Raw genomic sequence first — 20463 nt, forward strand, 5'->3', positions numbered from 1 at the left:
TCTCATGGAGGTCCCGCTGTGACCATCAGCTCGTACAACCCCGCCGACCCGTCCGACCTGGTGGTCTCCGTCGAGACGCCGGGGGCGTTCGGCACGGCCGCCGCCGTGGAGCGGGCCCGCGCCGCGCAGGCGGGGTGGGTCAAGCTGGGCGCGGCCGGCCGCGCCGCCGCGTTGGGCCGGGCCGCCGACGCGGTCGAGGCGCATGCCGAGGAGCTCGCGCAGCTGACCGTCCGCGAGGTCGGCAAGCCGCTCGCCGAGGCGCGGGGCGAGGTCGCCCGGACGGCCGCGATCTGGCGGTACTACGCGCAGGCCCCGTACGCGCCCTCCGGCGCCGTGCACGAGCCCGCCGCCGGGGAGGGCCTGCTGCTCACCCGCCGCCGCCCGTACGGCGTCGCGGGTCTGATCACGCCGTGGAACTTCCCGCTCGCCATCCCGGTCTGGAAGGCCGCCCCGGCGCTCGCCGTCGGCAACACCGTGGTGCTCAAGCCGGCCCCCGAGGGGACGGCCTGTGCGCTGCGGATCGCCGAGCTTGCGGGCCTGCCCGAGGGCGTCCTCACCGTGCTGCCGGGCGGCGCCGAGGAGGGCAACGCGCTGGTCTCGGCCGCCGACGTGGTCTCCTTCACCGGTTCGACGGCCGTCGGGCAGGCCGTGATCGCGACCACCACGGCCCGCGGCATCCCGGTGCAGGCCGAGATGGGCGGCCTGAACGCCGCCATCGTGCTGCCGGACGCCGACATCGCGCAGGCCGCCGCCCACCTGGCCGCCGCCATCGCTGGGTACGCGGGGCAGAAGTGCACCGCCACCAGCAGGGTGATCGCCGTCGGTGACGCGTACGAGCCGCTGGCCGAGGCGCTCGCCAAGGCACTGGCCGGCAGCCCCGCGAGCGACCCGGCCGAGCCCGGCACGGCATGCGGCCCGGTCATCAACGAGGCCGCGCTGACCCGGCTGACCGGGGCCGTCGACTCCGCCCGCGCCGCCGGGGCGGTCGTCCTGACGGGCGGCACCCGCCCGGAGCGCCCGGGGTGGTACTTCGAGCCCGCGCTGCTGGAGGACGTACCGGCCGGGCACCCGCTGCTCGTCGAGGAGTACTTCGGCCCGGTCGCGGTGCTGCTGCGAGCAGCTGACCTGGACGAGGCGATCGCGATCGCCAACAGCACCCGGCACAGCCTGGCGACCTCGGTGCACACCCGCGACCTGGACACCGCGCTGGCCGCCGCCGACCGCCTCGACGCGGGCATGGTCCGCGTCAACGCGCCGTCCAGCGGCGTCGACTTCCACCTGCCCTTCGGCGGCGCCAAGTCGGCCAGCTACGGCGCCCGCGAGCAGGGCCAAGCCGTGCTGGACTTCTACACCGCGAGCCGCACCGTCACCATCCTCCCCGCCGGGAGCCCGCGGTGACCGGTCTCCGGGTGATCGAGACGGTCGACTACCACGCGGCCGGTGAGCCCTTCCGGATCGTCACCGCCGGGCTGCCGCCGGTCGCGGGCGACACGGTCGCCGAGCGCCGTGCGATCGCGCTCGGCGCGGGCGGCACGGCCACCGCACCGCGCCCCGGCCCGCTGGACGAGGTGCGGCAGCTGCTCACCCGCGAGCCGCGCGGGCACGCCGGGATGTACGGCGGGTTCGTGGTGCCGCCGGACGACTCCGAGGCGCACCTCGGGGTGCTGTTCTGGCACAAGGACGGCTACTCCACCGCGTGCGGGCACGGCACCATCGCGCTCGGCGCGTGGGCCGTCGACTCCGGCCTGGTCGCCGCCCCCGAGGACGGCACCGCCCGGGTGCGGATCGACGTCCCGTCCGGCCGGGTCAGCGCCGCCGTGCACCGCGAGGCGGGCCGCACCACCGCCGTGACCTTCCGGAACGTACCGACCGCCGTCAGCGCCCGGGGGCTGGCCGTCGCCACCTCGCGCGGGACGGTGTCCGTCGACCTCGCGCACTCCGGTGCCTGCTACGCCTCGGTCTCCGCCACCGCCCTCGGCCTGACCGTCGGCCTGGCCGACCTGCCCGAGCTGACCGCCGTCGCGCGGGAGATCCGGGCCGCCCTGGCGGCGGAGCCGGCGACCCGCCACGCCACCGACCCGCGCCTGTCCGGCGTCTACGGCGTCATCCTGCACGAGGACCTGCCGGACACCCCGGAGGGCCCGTCGCAGCGCAACGTCACCGTCTTCGCCGACGGCCAGATCGACCGCTCGCCGTGCGGCTCGGGCACCTCCGCCCGGCTCGCCCTGCTCGCCGCCGAGGGGCGGCTCGCCGCCGGGGACGTGCTCCGCCACGAGTCGGTGATCGGTACGGTGTTCACGGGCCGGCTGGCCGGGGAGCACCGGGACGGCGTGATCACCGAGGTCACCGGCACCGCCCACCGCACGGGCGAGCACCGCTTCGTGCTCGACCCGCACGACATGCTGGGGACGGGATTCCTGCTCTGATGTCACTCCACCCCGCTGCACTCCACCCCGCCCAGCTGACGCTCGACCCGGCCCAGGCCGTCGAGGCGCTCGAACGCGTCCTGCTCGACGGGCTCGACCCGGAGACCTGCCCGGCCCGGACCAACCTGCCGGTGCCCGCCGGCGAGCTGCTGCTGATGCCCGCCGCCACGGCGGAGTACACCGGCATCAAGATCGCCGGAGTGGCTCCGGCCAACCCCGGGCGCGGCCTGCCTCGGATCACCGGCAGCTACCTGCTGCTCGACGGCCCGACCCTCCAGCCGATCGCCCTCTACGACGGTGCCGCGCTCACCGCCCTGCGCACCCCGGCGGTCACCGCCGTCGCGCTGCGCCGCCTGGCCGCCCCGGGCGCCTCGCACCTGGTGATCTTCGGCGCGGGCCCGCAGGCGTACGGGCACCTGGACGCGCTGCGCGCCGTGCTGCCGCTCACCCGGCTGACGGTGGTCGGCCGCCGGGCCGAGCCCGCCGCCGAGTTCGTCGCGCATGCCCGTACCCTCGGTCTCACCGCCGCCACCGGCACGGCGGACGCCGTCGCCCAGGCGGACGTGGTGGTCTGCTGCACCACCGCCCGGACCCCGCTCTTCGACGGGCGCCTGGTGCCCGACCACGCGGCCGTCGCGGCGGTCGGCTCGCACGAGCCGGTGGCCCGGGAGGTCGACAGTGCGCTGGTGGCCCGATCCGCCCGGTACGTCGAGGCCCGCTCGGCGGCGCTGCGCGAAGCCGGGGATCTGCTGATCCCGCTGGGGGAGGCGGCCATTGCCGAATCGGACGAGCTTGCTAATCTGTCAGAAATCGTCAATGACAAGGCAGTTGTACCGGCCGACCGGCCCAGGTTCTTCAAGAGCGTGGGGATGGCCTGGCAGGATCTCGCGGTGGCGGCGGCCCAGTACGAGCTTTACACAATGCATGGAAATGTTTCATAATTAGCGAAACGTGACATTGTACAATGGTGTCCTGTAGACCCCCGGAGGAACACCATGGCCGACCTCAAGCCCCGCGCCCTCATCTCCGTGCAGGAGCGGCTGCGCGACCAGGTCGCCCATGCCCTGCGCGCCGCGCTCATCTCCGGTGAGCTGCGCCCGGGGGTCGTCTACTCGGCCCCCGCGCTGGCCGCCGACTTCGGCGTCTCCGCGACACCCGTCCGCGAGGCGATGCTCGACCTGGCCCGCGAGGGCCTGGTCGAGGCCGTCCGCAACAAGGGCTTCCGGGTCACCGAGCTGACCGAGCGCGACCTCGACGACTACACCGAGATCCGCGCCCTGATCGAGGTCCCGACCGTCGGCCGGGTCACCCGCACCGCCACCGCCGAGCAGCTGGAGGCGCTGCGCCCGCAGGCCCAGGCGATCGTCGCGGCGGCCCGCAAGCACGACCTGATCGCGTACCTGGAGTCGGACCGGCAGTTCCACCTCGACCTGCTTGCCCTGGCCGGCAACGCCCGCCTGGTCGAGACCGTCGGCGACCTGCGCAAGCGCTCGCGCCTCTACGGGCTGAACCGCCTCGACCAGCGCGGCGAGCTGGTCTCCTCGGCGGAGGAGCACCTGGAGCTGCTCGACATCATGCTGACGGGCGACGACGCGGCCGCCGAGGCGTTCCTCGCCCGCCACCTCGGCCACATCCGCTCGCTCTGGGCCGACGGCAGTGACACGGTGGTCGAGGAGCGCCCGGCCCTGCGGCTCGGCACGCGCTGACAGCTGCACGGATCTGACGCCCGGATCTGACGGGCGAATCTGACGGACAGTTCGGGATATTTCACCGTTCGTCAGTATGAGGATCGGCTGATCTGTATTTTGCTCGGTCATGACCCGAATGACGAGAGGCCCACGGACACTCGCGATAGCCGCAGTGTCCGTGTTGGCGTTCCTGACCACCGCCTGTCAGCCCGAGACCCCGCCCGTCGCCCCGCCCGCCCCGTCGGTGACCGCCACCCCCGCCGAGGCCCCGCCCGTCAGCCAGGCGCCCGTCACGACGCCCCCGCCCGCCGTACCGAGCACGACCCCTAGCACTCCGGCCCCGCCGCCCGCGCCGAGCACCGCCCCCAGTACTCCGGCCCCGAAGCCCTCGCGGACTGCGGCTCCGACCACCCACGAGCCCCCGGCGCCGACCAAGGCCCCGCCGACCTCCGAGGCACCGCAGAAGGCGGCGGGCTCCTGCGGTCACCACACCGTCGGCTCCTGCGGCTGGGACGCGGGCCTGACGCCGGTCAGTGACTCGGAGATGGCCCAGTGCAAGGACGGCACCCCGTCGTTCTCGGCCACCCCCTCCGGCACCTGCTCCAAGCACGGCGGCGTCGAGTACTGGTTCAAGTAGGTCGGTCAGTAGGGTTCAGGCATGAATGATGTCGAGGTGCAGTGGCAGACCGTCAGGGCGATGCCTGAGAGCCGGGTCGACCACGCGCTCGTCGAGGCGGCGCACGCCGACCCGTTGCTGCGGACCTTGTACCCCCTGGTGAGCCACGGCTCGCTGCAGTTCAGCCGCTGCACGGACTTCCCCTGGTCCCAAGACCTTCCGTCGGTCTTCCCGGACGACGGAGACAGGTTCCGGGTGCTGCGGCTGAACACGCCGGGAGACCCGGAGATCGGCCGGGCCGACACAGCGGCGGGGGCGGTGGAGCTTCTGGTGCGCAACATCCCCCGGGGGTGCGGCGCCGCGATCGTCGGGGGCCCCGAGCTGCTGTCGCCCCTGGAAGGCTGACGAGTGTGCCCCGCCGGATGATCCGGCGGGGCACCTTGTCTCGCAGGGAGGGTCAGTCCTCGGCCCAGCCGGGCTTGGTCAACTGGGTGGTGTAGTTCTTACCCTTCCAGTACCAGTTGATCTTCTCCCACTTGCGCTTGCCCAGGATCACCTTCAGCCGAAGCAGCGCGACCTCCCAGGCCGTCCCGTTGCCCCCCTGGGCCCCGAGCGTCCAGTTGGGGCCGATCAGCGGCCGCCCTCGCTCGAGGAGAAGCTCCAGGGCCCGCTCGGGCGTCTGGGCCTCGGTGTACGTGTTCAGCGCCTTGCTGAGCTCCTCGTCCTTGACTCCGTCGAGGGTCACCGAGAGGGTCACGTTCTCGTTCTCGATCGCCTGCTCGACGCCGACCATCCACTTCGGCTTACCGGTGTTGTCGTACGGCTTCCCGTACTTGATGTCGTTGAACGTGCGCGCCCCGCCGCTGAGGGCAGTGGCCAGATCGTCCGACGCCGGGTTGATCCCGAGCACGATGTGATCACCGTCCTCGCACAGCTTCCCCAACTCCGAGCTGTTGTGCACCAGGACCGGCGTGCTGCCCGCGAGGACGTAGTACGTGTGGAGCGCGTTGACGGTGAGGTTGTAGGCGGGCTGGAGGGTCTTCCAGTGCCGCACCGCGGCGATCTGCGCCGGTCGGCCCGCCGCCGTCAGGACGGAGTCGCCCGGTACGAGGTCGGCGGCGTCGCGCCAGGTGTGCAGGTTGGCCGACCAGTACGGGTGGTGGTCGGTCGAGGTGACCTTGGCGGAGGTGCCGTCGGCCGCCGTGACGGTGAGGTCGGTGAAGTCGCGGTCGTCCGGGGTGACGATGGTGTCGTCCACCCGGCGGGCGCTGGTCCTCGCCGTCCCGGGGTCTCCGGCCAGCACCTGCTGGCCGATCCGGATCCGCTCGATCGGTGCGGTGGTGCCGTCGGCCATCAGGACGCGCGTCCCGGCGGGGAAGCTGTTGCCTGCGGCGGCTGCGGCCCTGGTCAGGCAGACCAGCGGGGGCAGCTCGCTCGGGGCGTCCCCGAGCTTGTCGCGGGTCAGTTTCTTGAGAAGCTCGGCCCCCTTCTCGCCCCACTTCTCGAACTTGACCGCCGAGGCGACGTAGCCCTCGATCGGGATGGCGCTGGCGCACGAGAGGCCCGCGTCGACCCAGTTCTTCTCCAGCGCGTACAGACCGCAACTGGCGAGGTCGGAGAACTCGCCCGCGACCGGGATCAGGCCGACGACGTCGAGCAGGAGGTGGATCGCCCCCAGCGTGTCGAAGGAGCTCTTGTAGCTGTCGAGCCGCTCCTTCGTCTGGTCGTAGAGCAGCTGGTCGAACTGCTGCTCCCAGGCCTTCTGCTCCTCCTGGTTCATCATGTAGGACTCGTAGGCCATGGCGGCGTCGAGTTCGGCGTCGACCGAGGTCTTGTGCGCCGTCTTTGCGGCGGCCAGAGCGTCGTCGTGGGCCTTGGCGGCCAGGTCGGCGAAGCCCCGGGCTGCCTGGGCGGCGGCTGTGGCCCAGTCCGCCGAGTGGTCGGCAGAACTGGCGGCGCGCTGTGCGGTCTGCTCCGCCGAGGCAGCCGTCCTGGCGGCGTCGGCCGCCTTGTCGGCGTCGGCCTTTGCCTCGGTGGCGGACTGCACGGCCTGGGCGGCGAAACCGGCGGCCTGCTGCGCGGAGTCCTGGGCCTTCAGCGCCCAGGAGTCTGCCTCCTCCGACGCCTTGCGGGCGAGCGCCGCCTGACGGGCGGCCTCGGCCGCGTTCTGCTGGGCGGTGGCCGCGACGGCGGCGCTGTCGGCGATCATCTGCTCGACGGCCGCCACGTGCTGGGCGGTGACCGCATCCTTGTGCTGCGCCTTGTACTGGCCCGACTCGATGAAGGCGTGCAGGAGTTGCTGCGGCCCTTCGAGCGCGATCCGGGCGGCGGCCTGCACCTCCTTGCCGCCGCTGCCGAGCAGTTGGACGGCTCGGACCCGCTCGTCGGCGTCCCGGGCGGTGTACTGGCCGGAGTTCAGGAAGGTGACGAGCGCGTCGACGGTGTTCGTGGCGAGTGCGGCCCGGCCGGCCTCCTGGACGCCGCGCCCGCCCGCGGTGACCAACTGGACGATCTGCACCCGGTAGTCGGGGGCGGCGACCTGGTCACGCCCGGTCGTGAGGAAGGCGTGGACCTGATCCGGCCCGCCCTTCAGCGCCGCTGTGGTGGCGGCGGCCACGGCGGCCGACTGCTTGTCGTCGACGGGGTGCAGGAGCCGGGTGCGCTCGTCCTGCTGGGCGGAGGTACGCCAGAGGTTGCGGACGTAGGCGTCGACGGCCAGGTCGTCACCGGCGAGGGCGAACGCGGCGGCCGATTGGCTCCACGGGCCACGGGTCTTCATGGCAGCGAGGGCCATCCGGCGGCCCTTGGCCGCGACGGTGGCCTGGTCCGCACCGGGCTGGGCGGCCTCGGCGGCCGCTGCCGCGGCGTCGGTGTCGAGCTTCTTCGCGTCGTCGATCGCCTTCGCGGCGGCGCTCTGCCGCAGGTCCAGAGCAGCCTTGAGGTCCTTGGCCTCCTCGATGCCGGCGTTGGTGCGGCTGGTGAGGTCCTCGTCCTCGGTCTTGCGGGCCAACTGCTCGACGGTCTTGGCCTTCTCGACCCGGGCGCTCGCCGCATTGGCAGCCTCCGTGGCGGCGGCCGCGTGGAGCTTCGACTGGTCGGCGGCGATCGCCGCCTCGCCCGCGTGCTGGACGGCCTGCGTCGCCAGGGCCGAGGCGTCCTGGGCGTGCTTGACGGCGGAGTCGGCCGCGTCGGCCGACTCGTTGGCAGCGTCGGCGGATTCGTGCGCCAGCGAGGAGGCGGCCTTGGCCGCGCGCGAGGCCTCGGCAGCGTGCCGCCGGGTGGTGGCGGCGGCCGCGCGGGCCTCGTCGGAGGAGACACCGGCCGCGTCGGCGTAGGTCGCGGCCTGGTCGGTGGCGTCGGCGGTGGCAGTGGTCTGCGTGCTCGCGTCGGCAGCGGCCTTGGCCGCGTAGTCGGCGGCCTGGGCGGCCACGGCGGCGTGTCGGGCAGCGGCGGCGACGGCCATCGCGCTGGTGATGATCAGCTCGTTGTCCTTCACCACCTGGGCGGCGTACGCGGCCTTGTCCCGGTCCGTGGTGGCGGCGGCTGCGGCGTTCAGCGCCCTGGAGGCGGCCTGCAGGGCGCCGTCGGCGGCGGCGGAGGCCTCCGAGGCGGCGCTGGCGGCCAGCCGGGCCGATCGGGTCGCGGCCTGGGCGGCGCCCACCGCGGCCTGTGCGGCCTGCGCGGCGCGGCGGCCCGCCTCGGCGGCGCGCGCGGCGGCGGCCGCCGCCCTGGTCGCGTCGCCCTGGGCGGCCTGCGTCTCGGTGGCGGCCTGTTCGGCGGCCTGCCGGGCCAGCCCGGCGGCGTCGGTGGCTCGGGCGGCGTCCTCGGTGGCCTGGTCGCTCTCGCGCTGGGCCTCGGCCCCGGCCTCGGTGACCTGCTCGGCCAGGTCGGCGACGGTGGCATGCTCCTGGTCGCGGGAGCGGGCGACGTACTGGCCGACCTTGAGGAACTCGCTGATGTCCTCGGTCGAGCCGTCCAGGGCGGCCTTGCCGGCCGACTTCACGGTGGGGCCGCCGGCCGAGACGAGCTGCACCAGCGCGACCCGGTCGTCGCTCTCCTGGGCCGCGTACCTGCCCCGGTCGAGGAAGGCCCGGACGTCGTCCTCGGTGCCGTCGAGAGCCTTCCGGCCCGCCTCCTTCAGCCCACGGCCACCCGCGGTGACGAGCTGGACCACCTGGACCCGCTCGTCCTGCTCCTGCAACGGCTTCCAGCCGCTGTCGAGGAAGGTGCGGAGGTTGGCAGGATTACCCGCGAGCGAGTCCGCGAGTGCCGTCTTCGCGGCCTCCCGGACTGCGCGCCCGCCGACGCTGATGACCTGGAGCGCCAGCTGCCGGTCGTCCAGCACCTGCCCGGCGGCCTGGTCGACATCGAGGAAATGCCGGACTTCCGTATCCCCCCCGACGAGGGCGGATTCGGCGGCGGCCTTGACGGCCGGGCCACCGGATTTCCATCGGCCGATGACCTGTGCACGGGGGGTGTCGGGGAGCACGCTCACCGGCGTGGCCGGGGCGGGAGCCTGGTCGGCGGCCACCGGGCTTGCCGTGACCAGACCCGCTATCAGTGCCAGCGGAACAAGCCCCCGACACAGGGCACCAATGCCGGGAATTCCTCCAGCGCCCCGCCCTGCTCTTGCTTTCGGGCTCACCGATCACCTCTCCGCTGTCGCTATCGCCGTTTATCGGCGCGGCGATCATAGCGGCTCGGATCAGGCTGGAGAATTACGTTTGGCACTGATTGTAGAAATGCGGTCCCGAAATGATTTCGGATACGGCGAAAGGATGGCCGCCGTCAGGCCGTTCTGCCGTTCTCGTACTCTGAGAGTTTCCTTAAAGGTCTATGGGCATCGTATATTACCCGCAGTCAGGCGGCGTGCCAGGGGTCGGAGTTGGACGCCTCAGCTCTCCCCCTTATGTCCGCCTTATATCCGTTTTACGGCGCTTTCGTTGACCTGTCGCGCCCCCACCCCTGTACCCGAAGAGAGTCACATGGTTTCCCGTAAGCGGAAGTCGCTGGCAGGCGCGGTCATGGCCGCAGCTGCCGCCATGACCGTTCTGGGCAATGGCAGTTCTGCCGTGGCCGACACCGCACCGGTCAATTCGACCGCGCCTTTCGCAGTCGAGGACGGCGCCTACCCCTATGCCGCCGACATCCTCCAGGCGACCGGCGTCGCCGTCATGCGAGGCGACGGCCACATCAACCTGACCGACTGCGCCAACCCGCACCAGATCACGGTGTGGACCCGGCTGGCCGGGGCCAAGGACAACACCGTCTGCTTCACCGCTGTCACGCCGACCGGCTACATCGCCGTGTCGATCCCCCAGGTCTTCGGCATCGAGTCGACCGACGTCACCATCAAGGCGAACCTGACGTCCAACGGTGTGCCGCAGACCGTCGACGTCGCCAAGGGTGAGCTCAAGGGCGTCGGCGAGGGCGACGCGAGCAAGCCCGACACCGTCCTGCTCGAAATGAACGTCACCTCGAACAGCTCCGCGGGTGGCGGCCCCGCCGGTCCGGGCCCCGTCGGCACGCTCCCAGGCCTGACCGACCCGTTCGAGGCCACCGCGCGGCTCGACATCGGCGGCAAGCGGGTCTGCTCCGGCACCCTGGTCGACCCGTCATGGGTCCTCACCGCCGCAAGCTGCTTCACCGACACCCCCGAGCAGAGCCTCGCCGTCCCGGCCGGTGCTCCGCTGGACAAGACGACGGCGACCATCGTCTCCAACATGATGAGCATCCCGCCGGATCCCACCAACTTCGCCGTCGTCGAGCTGGTGCCCCGCACCGACCGTGACCTCGTGCTGGCCCGCCTCGCCGCCCCCGTCCCGTCCGTGTCGCCGATCCCGATCTCCGGCACCGCCCCTATGGCAGGGGAGCGGCTCGACGTCGGCGGCTTCGGCCGTACCGACACCTCGTGGGCGCACGACAAGCGGCAGCAGAGCTTCTCCACCGTCGGGGTCGTCGGCCCCACCGGTCTGGACATCGCTCCGTCGCACGACCTCCCCAGCAGCCCCCCGCCGGGCCTCCCGAACTCCGGCATCGGCATCATCGGCGGCCCGGTCTGCAAGGGCGCCACCGGGGGCCCGGCCCTGCGCGGCATCGGCTCGAACCGCTGGGAGCTGGCGGCCGTCAACAGCCGCTCCTGGCAGCACGGCTGCCTGGGCACGGAGGACAGCGCGCCGGTCGGGGCGTACGACACCCGGGTGGACGACCTCGGGCCCTGGTTCCAGCAGTACGGCATCTACGCGCGCTCCGGCTACACCCCCGTCACCGCCACCCGCGTGCTGGACACCCGGATCAGCGGTGGCCGCACCTGGGCTCCGAACCAGGGCGGCGGCGAGAAGGTGCTCGACCTCGGCCAGAGCGGCACCAGCGCGTTCAAGCTGCCGCAGGGTGCCACCGCCGTCGTCCTGAACGTCACGGTGGTCAACCCTTCACGAGCCGGATTTCTGGCCGTCGAGCCGAACGACGCCGCCCGGCCGACCGCCTCGGCGATCAACTTCACCACCGGGCAGGTCATCGCCAACCTGGTGACCGCACCGGTCAGCGCGGACGGCAAGGTCTACCTGTGGACCAACGCCAACGACTTCGATGCCCTCGTCGACGTCGCGGGCTACTACAGCCCGGCCTCGCCCGGCAAGTTCGCCGCGAGCGGGCCCGTGCGCGTGCTCGACACCCGTAGCAGCGGTGGCGCCATCGGCCCGAACGGGACGGTCGACGTCCAGATCACCGGCCAGAACGGCGTGCCCGCCGACGCCACCGCCGCCGTCGTGAACCTCACCACCGTCGGCTCCACCAACGGCGGCTACTTCACCGCGTACCCGGCCGGTGCCGCCCGCCCGGCGACCTCCAGCATCAACTTCGGCGCCGGTGCCGTCCTGTCCGACCAGGCGATCGTGCCGATCGGCAAGGACGGCAAGATCACCGTCTTCAACTTCGCCGGCACCGCCCACGCGGTCGTCGACCTGGCCGGCTACTACGGCCCGAGCGGCACCGACCTCTACCGCCCGCAAAGCCCCAGCCGCTTGCTGGACACCCGGCAGAGCCCGAACACCGTGATCGGCCCCGACCAGACCGTCGCCGTCACCGGCTTCCCCTGGGGCACCGGGACCGCTGTGCTGAACGTCACCACCACGCAGTCCGACGCGGGCGGTTTCTTCACCCTCTACCCGGACGGCATCACCCGACCGGTCGTCAGCAACCTCAACTTCGCGACCGGCCAGACCCTCTCCAACCACGCCACGGTCCCCGTCGGCAACAGCCGGATCGACCTCTACAACCACTTCGGCCACAGCCACGCGATCGTCGACCTGTTCGGCTACTTCGTGAAGAGCTGACCCACCCCGTACGACCCTGTGGTGCGGCACTCGCGTGCCGCACCACAGGCATGTCCGGCCGGTCCCTCCTACGGCGCACGAGTGGAACAGGCGTCTCAAGCAGGGGAGTTGAGCCGTCCGTCGGACATCTCCAGCACCCGGTCGACCCGGCCCAGCAGGTCGCGGTCGTGGGTGACCATCACCGTCGCGGTGCCGTGGGTGCGGGTCACCTCGGCCAGCAGCTCGACGATCTGGGCGCCGCGCTCGTGGTCGAGGGCGGAGGTCGGCTCGTCCACCAGCAGGACGGAGGGGCTGCCGAAGAGCGCGCGGGCGATGTTGACCCGCTGGCGCTCGCCGCCGGAGAGCTGGTGCGGGCGGCGGCGCTGCTTCGCGGCGTCCAGCCCGACCGAGCCGAGCAGCTGCTCGGCCCGCTCCCGGGCCTCCCGGGGCTTGCCGCCCCGGACCGACTCCAGCACCAGCAGCTGTTCGACGGCCGTCAGCGAGGCCAGCAGGTTGGACTGCTGGAAGACGATCCCGAGCCGCTCCCGCCGCAGCGCTGTCCGGGCCGCCGCGCTGAGCGCGCCCGCGTCCTGGCCGTCTATCAGCACCTCGCCGCGGTCGGGCCGCAGCAGCGTCGCGGCGACGGCCAGCAGGCTCGACTTGCCCGAGCCCGAGGGCCCGGCGACGGCGGTGAACTCACCGGGCGCGACCTCCAGGGTCACGTCGTCCAGCGCGGTCAGGCGGCTCTCGCCGTCGGGGTAGGTGAGGGTGACGCCACGCAGGGCGAGGCCGGTCCGGGTCCGTACGGCGGTGTTCAACGGTTCGCTCCAAGCGCGGCCAGCGGGTCGACAGAGGTGATCCGGCGGACGGCCAGCGCCGCGCCGAGGAGACCGAGCAGCACCATCACCGAGACCGGCACGGCGACACTCGGCAGGCTGACGTCGAACGGCACCGAGGAGGCCGCGAGCAGCCCGCCCACCGCGCCGATCGCACCACCCAGCACGGCTCCGCCGACCAGCACGGCGGCGGCCTGCGCCAGCGCGTCCCGCACCAGGTAGGCGCTGCTCGCGCCGACCGCCTTGAGGACGGCGATGTCCGGCCCGCGCTGCACCGTCCAGACGGTGAAGAAGGCCCCGACGACGAGCGCGCTGACGGCGAACAGGAAGCCCTGGATCATCTGCAGGCTGCCCTGCTCGGCCGAGTAGCCGTTGATCCCGGCCAGCGAGTCGCCGAGCGAGACCGTCTCGGTGCCCTGGGCGGCGTCCACCGCACCGAGGCCCGCCCCGGAGGTGGTGGTCAGCGCCAGCGCCGTCGGCCGGCTCTGCCCGCTGAGCTGCTCCCAGGTCGACAGGGTCGTCCAGACCGTCGGCGCGTGCGAGTACGAGCGCTCGGCGGTGATCCCGGACACGGTCAGCGTGCTCGGCCCGACCTTGACCTGCCCGCCGACGCTCAGGTGGTACGTCGCGGCGGTGTCGCTCCCCACCGCGACCTGCCCGTCCGCCGGGGCGGTGCCGGACTCCACCGGCGGCAGCAGCGAGCTGTCGGCCCCGACCACGCTGACCGAGGCGGCGGCGTCGCTCGCCGTGAGCCTGGTCATCGAGATGCCCAGCGGCTGCGCCGACTCCACCCCCGGCGCCGAGCCGAAGGCGGCGGCCTGGGCGGGGGAGATCGCCGAGTTGGAGAAGTTGACCGTCGGGGCGGAGCCCGCCAGGCCGCCGAAGACGATCCGGTCGGCCGGGAGATCGGCGACGGTGGAGGAGGCGGCGGAGGCCAGCCCGCCGGTCAGGCCGTAGAGGAACACGACCAAGGTGGTTATCAGGGTGACGACCGCGCCCATCAGGGCGAACCGCCCCTTGGCGAACCGGATGTCACGCAGCGCGACGAACACGAGGGTCCTTCCCCAGCGGTGGTTGGTACTCCTCAACCCTGTCGGCGCGGGCCGCCGCTGCCATCAGGGAGAGGAACGGGAGTCAACCCCTGCGGGAGATGCACCCGAGAATCCATCGAACGGTTGATGCCGCGGCGCACGGATGCCCCGGGGCGACCCCGTACCCTCGGAAAGCGTGACCCGTACCGCTGCTCCACCAGCGCATGCTGCCGAAACCCCCGCCCTCCGGCTGATGAACCTCGCCCTGCACGGGCTGTTCTTCACCCTGTTGGTGGTGCTGGTCGTGCGCGGCCTGGTCGACGGCGGGTCGGTCGACGGCGGGCTGGGCGCGGCCGGGCTGGTCACCGCGGGCGCCCTCGGGGCCGTGTACGCGGCGGGCGGCGCGCTGGAGCGGATCCGCACCAGCCGGCTCTGGGCCGGGGCATGGTTCGCCGCCGTGGTGCTGCTCTGGATCGGGCTGACGCTCCAGCACCCCGAATTCTGCTACCTGGCCTTCCCGCTCTACTTCGTCTGCCTGCACCTGATGCCCGTCCGCTGGGCCGTCCCCGCCGTGCTGGCGCTCACCGGCGTCGTGGTCGCCGCGCAGGCGGGCACCGACGGCGGGCTGACCGGCCCGAAGGTGCTCGGCCCGCTGGCCGGCGCGGCCGTCGCGCTGCTCACCGCCTACGGCTACGCCGCGCTCTACCGCGAGAGCCGGGCCCGCCAGCAGCTGATCGACGACCTCGTCCGCACCCGCGACGAGCTCGCCGCCACCCAGCGCGAGGCCGGGGTGCTCGCAGAGCGCCAGCGGCTCGCCCGGGAGATCCACGACACCCTCGCGCAGGGCCTCTCCAGCATCGTGCTGCTCGCCCGCTCCACCGACCCGGCGACGGCGGGGGAGCGGCTCCAGGAGGTCGGGCAGACGGCCGCCGCCAACCTCGCCGAGGCCCGCCGCTTCGTCCAGGCACTCACCCCGCCCGCGCTGGACGACGCGACGCTGACCGAGGCGCTGCGCCGCCTGGCCACCGGCGCCGGGGCCGGCTTCCACCTGGACGGCGACCCCTACCCGCTGCCGGTCGAGGCCGAGGTCGCGCTGCTGCGGCTCACCCAGGAGGCGCTGGCCAACGCCGTGAAGCACGCACGGGCCGGGCGGATCGCCGTGACGCTGACCTACCTGGACGACGAGGTCACCCTGGACGTCTACGACGACGGCGTGGGCTTCGACCAGCAGGCCGCCGTCTCCCCGGACTCCTTCGGCCTGCACGGGATGCGCGAGCGGATCGCGGCGCTCGGCGGCAGCCTGACGGTGGAGTCGGCCCCGGGGGAGGGCACGGCGGTGGCGGTCTCGCTGCGTACCCGTGCGGTGGTGGCCCTGTGATCCGGGTGCTGCTGGTGGACGACCACCCGGTCGTCCGGCGGGGGCTGCGGGCGATGGTCGACGACCTGCCGGAGCTGGAGGCCGTCGGCGAAGCTGCCGACGGCGCGGAGGCCCTGCGGGTGCTGGAAGCTCTCCCCGCTCGGCCCGATGTCGTCCTGATGGACCTCCAGATGGGCACCGGCATGCACGGCGTCGAGGCCACCCGGCGGATCACCGCCCTGCCCGACCCGCCCGCCGTCCTGATCCTCACCACCTACTCGACCGACGCCGACATCCTGGCGGCCGTGGAGGCGGGCGCGACCGGCTACCTGCTCAAGGACGCCCCGCCGGAGGAGGTCGCCGCCGCCGTGCGGGCCGCCGCACGCGGCGAGACGGTGCTCGCCCCGCCGGTCGCGGCCCGCCTGCTCGGCCGCGTCCGGGCGGGGCGCCCGACCCTCTCGCCGCGCGAGACCGAAATCCTCGGGCTCCTCGCCGAGGGCCTGGCCAACCGTCAGATCTCCAAGCGCCTCTTCATCAGCGAGGCCACCGTCAAGACCCACCTGGTGCACATCTACGACAAGCTCGGCGTCGACAGCCGCACGGCCGCCATCGCCTCCGGCCTGACCAGTGGGCTGATCCGCCCGAACTGACGGCCCATTATGATCAGTCCTCATGATCAAGCAGCCCCGCGCGCGGGGCGGCATGCCATCGGGAGGGGCAGTATGCAGAACGGAACTTGGGGACGGCGAGGGTTCCTGGGGGGTCTTGGGGCGGGTACGGCGAGCCTGATCGCGGCGGGGGTCGCCACCGCGCCGTCGGCTGCCGCCTACCCTGTCGGGGCGAGCCCCGCCTCCACTTGGAGCGTCGTCCACGTCGACATCTCCCTGGGGACGACCGAAGCGACGATCCAGAACGCCCTGAACGCTGTCGGGATGGCGGGCGGCGGTCACGTCATCGTCGGCCCCGGCCTCTGGACCATCGGGAAGTACCTCAGCATCTATTCCAACACCAGACTGACGCTGAGCCCGTGGACCTGCTTCCAGCGGGTCGGCGACGTGCGGTTCATGCTGGTGAACGGCCTGAAGCGGGGTGACAAGAACTTCGACGGCGGCAACGACGATGCCATCACCGGATACAACGGTCGCGGGGGCATCATCGTCGAGGGTGGCATCTGGGACGTCAACGGGCCGCTCGCAGAGGAAGCGGACCTCACCGCAGGCTACAACGGCCTTCAGTTCGTCCATGCCAAGAACATCACGGTGCGCGACCTGGAGATCAGGAACGTCACCAACTGGCACGCCATCAAGTTGCAGGGAGTCAGCAACGCGACGGTGGAGAACTGCCGGTTCATCGGCTACCAGACCGGTACCAACCGGCGCAAGGTGTCGGAAGCCGTCTGCATAGACAGCTGCTGGCCGGGCAACACCCTGGTCGGGCAGGAGGACCACACCACCTGCGCCGACATCCGCATCATCGGCAACTACTGCGACGCGGGCAAGGACGGCAAGAACTATCCGGTGTTCGCCGGCTGCCACAGCGCCGAGCCCGGTCACTCGCACGAGCGGGTGGAGATCTCCGGCAATTCGATCGGGAACGCGACCCAGTTCGGGATCTGGGTCGGCAACATCAACCAGGTGATCGTCAGCAACAACCGGATCCACGACAGCTTCGGCGGCATCCGGGTCGGCCGCGACTACTCGCTGAAGAACAATCCCCTGCCTGCCTGGGACTTCATCGTGTCGGACAACATCGTCACGGACACCACCTCGGACCGTGGGATCGAGGTCTGGGGGGCGAAGTTCGACGATCCGACAGCGCCTGTCCTCGCGGAAGCCCGGCGCTCGGTGGTCAGTGGCAACCTGGTGCGCGCGGCCAAGCGGGAGGGCATCCACGTGGCATTCGCCCCCGATGCCCTGATCTCCGGCAATTTGGTCTCCGACATCACGCCGGCCGGCGACCCGAATGGTGAGGTCATCGTCGGCAGCGGGATATCCGTCCAGGAGTCGCCGGGGGCCAACGTCACCGGCAATACCGTCAGGAACTGCTCGGGCTACGGCGTGGTCTTCTACGGCGCCTCCCCCAACGGAATGATCACTTCCAACAGCATCTCGGGGGCAAAACTGGGACCGATCCGGATCGATTCGGCCTCCACCAATGTGATGAACCAGGTCAATCAGATCTTCTGACCAGTGCATCTCTCCGGCGCTCCCACGGTGGACGCTGGAGCGAAGGGCCCGGGTGGACGGGCGACCGTCCACCCGGGCCTGCGGGGTGTCAGCCCTTGGTCACGCACTTGTTGGCGCTGTTCGACCAGAGGCCCTGGAGGTCGAAGGTGCCGGTGCTGAGCGGGACGTACGCGTCGAGCTGGACGCAGGCGTCGCCGATCTCGCCGCCGCCGCCGTTCCAGCCGATGCTGGGCCAGAAGTCGGTGACGGTCTCGGCGTACTCGTGGGTCTCGGTCGACTCGATGCCGGAGAGCAGCCGCCCGTCGGTGAAGGTGGTGCAGGCGCCAGCGCCGTTGTCCGGGATGTAGGGCATGTTGGTGTACGCGAGGGTGCCGTACGAGGAGCTGGTCTTGTCGTGCCAGGCGCAGAAGCCGGAGTTCGGGAAGCCGTCCGGGTGGGTGCCGGTCGGGGAGAGCACCACGTACTGGGCGTTGAGGTTCGGCGCCTGGGTGGTGTTGCCGAAGTGTGCGGCGGCCTTGGCGGCCTCGGCCCCGATCTGGGCAGCCGTCGCGCTGCCCGGCGCGGCGGCGGAGTTGTCGAACCAGGCGCCCGCGAACGGGGTGCTGGTCGGGTGGTTGACGTGGATGCCGTTGGTGCCGCAGGTGGTGGTGCCCTTGGCGACGCCCTCGCAGTACTGGCTGAGGATGGTGCCCCAGGTGTCCTGTGAGCCGTAGAGGCCCTTGAACATGTTCTGCATGTCGGTGGCGACCCCGGCCGGGTCCGAGGACCACTGCGATCCCCAGAAGACCAGGTACACCTTCGGAGTGGGGGAGACCACGCCCTGAGTGGCGCTGGAACCCACCTTGAGGGTGTTGGTGGAGCGGGCAGACGGCTGCGAACTTCCGGCGTGGGACAGCGGCTTGACGCCGTGGTGGGCCGGTGCGGCGGGGGATGCGGCCTGGGCCTGGGTGCCGGCCGTGAGTGCGGCGGCGGCGAGCACGGCGGTGGCCAGCGCGGCGAGGGGGCGAATGCGCACGGATTCCTCCCGGATGAGGGTGTGGGGGGTGAACTGTGAGCGGTGAAACGCGAGTTACCCAACCAGCCCGGGGCGGTCGGCGTCCATAGGTGTGGCGTCCGCGAGACGTAGATTTTGCTGTGCCTATGCCAAGTGGGCGTAATTTCCGCCGCCATGATGCCTTGATGACGCAGGATCTACGGTGTTCGCCGGGCTGTTGAACCCATCCGAGCCGGGCTCCGTGTTGATGGTGCGAGCGTCACGAAGACGCATAACTCGCCTCAAACCACCTCTCCACTGGGGGAATTCGCCATGTCCAAGTACACCGGCCGCCGCCTCGCCATCGCCTCCGGTCTCGCCGCCCTCGCCCTCGCCGCCACCGCCTGCGGCTCCAGCGCGGGCTCGTCGGGTGCAGCCGCCCCGGCCGCCCCGGTCGCCGCGTCCTCCTCGGCTGCCCCAGCCGGGTTCAAGCTGGTCGCCGTCGACTCCGCCACCCTGGGCCCGATCGTGACCGACTCCAGCGGGCGCACGCTCTACCGGTTCGACAAGGACACCGCCAAGCCGTCCGCCAGCAACTGCGCGGACGCCTGCGCCGTGAAGTGGCCGCCCGCGACCGTCCAGGACAAGGTCAGCCTGGATGGCGTCGGCTCGGCCCTGGTCGGCAGCGTGACCCGGCCCGACGGCACCCGGCAGCTGACGCTGAACGGCTGGCCGCTCTACCGCTTCGCCGGGGACAGCGCCGCCGGGCAGGTCAACGGCCAGGGCGTGGGCGGCACTTGGTTCGCCAGCACGCCGGAGGGCAAGAAGGCCCAGGCTCCCGCCGCCTCGCAGAGCGGTGGGTACTCGACCGGCTACTGACCGGCCGCCGGCGGGCTGTCCGCATGATGGTCCGTCTTGCCCCCGCACCCGCACATCACAAGACTGGTGCGGGTGAACCCGGGCCGTGATCAGTGGACCATCGGACGCGCCGTCCTCCCCCTCGGCGTGCTGCTCTGCCTCGTCCTGGGGGCGACGCTCCTCTCGGTACGCCTGTGGCCCACGGCCACCGGCCCGTCCCGGTACGTCCGGATCGGCGCGGTTCCGGTCGGGCGGCCGCCCGTCCCGGCCGTGCCGCCCATCCGATCCGGACCGGACGCCGCGACCGGCTCGTACGGCTCGTACGGTGAGGACTGCGGGCGCAATGAGCAGGGGCACCGTAACGCCGACAACATGGTGATCTCGCCGGGGAACGTCGGTGGCGCCCACCACGTGCACGACTACGTCGGCAACCTCTCCACCGACGCGCTGTCCACCGACGCGAGCCTGGTCGCCGCCGGGACGACCTGCGTCGGCGGCGACCGCTCCACCTACTTCTGGCCGGTGTTGCGCCGCACCGACCGCAGCCCTGCGCCGGACACGAACGAAGGGGAGCACGGCAACACCGGGGAGATCCTCACCGCCGAGTCGGTGACGGTCGAGTATGTCGGGAACGCCTGGAGCCAGGTCGTGCCGATGCCGCGCTTCCTCCGGCTGCTGGAGGGCGACCCGACGGCGGCCACCGACGGCGGGGCGGACGGCCACGCCGAGTGGGGGTGCAGCGGCCACCCCGGCCGGACGACGGACCGCTACCCGCTCTGCCCGCCCGGGAGCCTGCTCACCCGCAGCTTCGACTTCCCCAGCTGCTGGGACGGCCGAAGCACGGATGCCCCGGGCCACCGCGCCCAGGCGGTCTTCCCGGCCGCCTCGGGCGCCTGCCCGCACGACACCTTCCCGATCCCCCGGCTGCGGGTGACGGCGGGCTACCGGCCGCCGCCGGGAGAGGAGTTCGCGCTCGACGCTTTCCCCGAGCAGCAGCACAGCCCGGCCACCGACCACGCGCTGTTCGTCGACGTCATGACCGACCGCCAGATGGAGGCGGTGGTGGCCTGCCTGAACCAGGGCCGCACCTGCGGCGACGGCCGTTGAACCGCCGGGCCGTCCCGTACGTGCCTGCCATGACGAAACCCGGACGAAATCCGGAGGAATCCCGACGGAGGG

Annotated in this window: 16 protein-coding genes; 12 read left to right on the plus strand and 4 right to left on the minus strand. The window is 72.2% G+C overall.

The window, feature by feature from the left end; translation table 11 throughout:
* The first annotated feature begins 18 nt into the window (after positions 1-18).
* From ACR68M_RS28955 to ACR68M_RS28980, 6 genes are all read left to right on the plus strand, one after another.
* A complete protein-coding gene (locus tag ACR68M_RS28955) occupies positions 19-1398 on the plus strand; it encodes an aldehyde dehydrogenase family protein (protein WP_441247097.1) in 1380 nt (459 codons plus the stop codon).
* Positions 1395-2426, plus strand: a complete 1032-nt coding sequence (locus ACR68M_RS28960) for a proline racemase family protein (protein WP_441247098.1) — start codon at positions 1395-1397, stop codon at positions 2424-2426. Before ACR68M_RS28955 ends, ACR68M_RS28960 begins: the two co-directional genes overlap by 4 nt.
* A complete protein-coding gene (locus tag ACR68M_RS28965; protein WP_441247099.1) occupies positions 2426-3367 on the plus strand; it encodes an ornithine cyclodeaminase family protein in 942 nt (313 codons plus the stop codon). The genes ACR68M_RS28960 and ACR68M_RS28965 overlap by 1 nt, the downstream gene beginning before the upstream one ends.
* Before the next feature lie 54 nt (positions 3368-3421).
* The gene (locus tag ACR68M_RS28970; protein ID WP_441247100.1) at positions 3422-4132 is read left to right on the plus strand and encodes a GntR family transcriptional regulator; all 711 of its coding nucleotides are present in this window, start codon (positions 3422-3424) and stop codon (positions 4130-4132) included.
* Between the two features lie 154 nt (positions 4133-4286).
* Entirely contained in the window at positions 4287-4751 is a 465-nt protein-coding gene (locus tag ACR68M_RS28975) for a DUF3761 domain-containing protein (RefSeq protein WP_441247101.1), read from the plus strand.
* Positions 4752-4772: 21 nt separating this feature from the next.
* The gene (locus ACR68M_RS28980) at positions 4773-5135 is read left to right on the plus strand and encodes a DUF6193 family natural product biosynthesis protein (protein ID WP_441247102.1); all 363 of its coding nucleotides are present in this window, start codon (positions 4773-4775) and stop codon (positions 5133-5135) included.
* A 52-nt stretch (positions 5136-5187) separates the two neighbouring features.
* Here the strand turns inward: ACR68M_RS28980 and ACR68M_RS28985 are convergent, their stop codons facing one another.
* Positions 5188-9261, minus strand: coding sequence for a polymorphic toxin type 27 domain-containing protein (locus ACR68M_RS28985; RefSeq protein ID WP_441247103.1), 4074 nt, complete (start codon positions 9259-9261; stop codon positions 5188-5190).
* A 454-nt stretch (positions 9262-9715) separates the two neighbouring features.
* Here ACR68M_RS28985 and ACR68M_RS28990 point away from each other — a divergent pair, with 454 nt between their 5' ends.
* Positions 9716-12064: a trypsin-like serine protease gene (locus ACR68M_RS28990; protein ID WP_441247104.1), complete on the plus strand. Its 2349-nt coding sequence runs from the start codon at positions 9716-9718 to the stop codon at positions 12062-12064.
* A gap of 95 nt (positions 12065-12159) precedes the next feature.
* Here the strand turns inward: ACR68M_RS28990 and ACR68M_RS28995 are convergent, their stop codons facing one another.
* Together ACR68M_RS28995 and ACR68M_RS29000 are read right to left on the minus strand one after the other, a co-directional pair.
* The gene (locus ACR68M_RS28995) at positions 12160-12861 is read right to left on the minus strand and encodes an ABC transporter ATP-binding protein (protein WP_441247105.1); all 702 of its coding nucleotides are present in this window, start codon (positions 12859-12861) and stop codon (positions 12160-12162) included.
* Positions 12858-13931, minus strand: a complete 1074-nt coding sequence (locus ACR68M_RS29000; RefSeq protein WP_441247106.1) for an ABC transporter permease — start codon at positions 13929-13931, stop codon at positions 12858-12860. The genes ACR68M_RS28995 and ACR68M_RS29000 overlap by 4 nt, the downstream gene beginning before the upstream one ends.
* Positions 13932-14106: 175 nt before the next feature.
* Here ACR68M_RS29000 and ACR68M_RS29005 point away from each other — a divergent pair, with 175 nt between their 5' ends.
* The 3 genes from ACR68M_RS29005 to ACR68M_RS29015 all read left to right on the plus strand — a co-directional run bounded on the left by ACR68M_RS29005 (position 14107) and on the right by ACR68M_RS29015 (position 17453).
* Positions 14107-15288, plus strand: coding sequence for a sensor histidine kinase (locus tag ACR68M_RS29005; protein WP_441247107.1), 1182 nt, complete (start codon positions 14107-14109; stop codon positions 15286-15288).
* Entirely contained in the window at positions 15285-15917 is a 633-nt protein-coding gene (locus ACR68M_RS29010; protein WP_441247108.1) for a response regulator, read from the plus strand. Before ACR68M_RS29005 ends, ACR68M_RS29010 begins: the two co-directional genes overlap by 4 nt.
* 72 nt (positions 15918-15989) lie before the next feature.
* Positions 15990-17453: a right-handed parallel beta-helix repeat-containing protein gene (locus ACR68M_RS29015; protein WP_441247109.1), complete on the plus strand. Its 1464-nt coding sequence runs from the start codon at positions 15990-15992 to the stop codon at positions 17451-17453.
* Positions 17454-17541: 88 nt separating this feature from the next.
* On the opposite strand, the gene ACR68M_RS29020 is transcribed toward ACR68M_RS29015, so the two are convergent.
* A complete protein-coding gene (locus tag ACR68M_RS29020; protein ID WP_441247110.1) occupies positions 17542-18468 on the minus strand; it encodes a hypothetical protein in 927 nt (308 codons plus the stop codon).
* Positions 18469-18759: 291 nt separating this feature from the next.
* Here ACR68M_RS29020 and ACR68M_RS29025 point away from each other — a divergent pair, with 291 nt between their 5' ends.
* Together ACR68M_RS29025 and ACR68M_RS29030 are read left to right on the plus strand one after the other, a co-directional pair.
* Positions 18760-19305: a hypothetical protein gene (locus tag ACR68M_RS29025; RefSeq protein WP_441247111.1), complete on the plus strand. Its 546-nt coding sequence runs from the start codon at positions 18760-18762 to the stop codon at positions 19303-19305.
* Between the two features lie 72 nt (positions 19306-19377).
* On the plus strand, positions 19378-20391 hold the full coding sequence (locus ACR68M_RS29030) for a DUF1996 domain-containing protein (RefSeq protein ID WP_441247112.1): 1014 nt from the start codon (positions 19378-19380) through the stop codon (positions 20389-20391).
* Positions 20392-20463: the final 72 nt, after the last annotated feature.

It is taken from the genome of Kitasatospora sp. McL0602, from assembly GCF_052076145.1.
In the GTDB taxonomy this organism is placed as follows: Bacteria; Actinomycetota; Actinomycetes; order Streptomycetales; family Streptomycetaceae; genus Kitasatospora.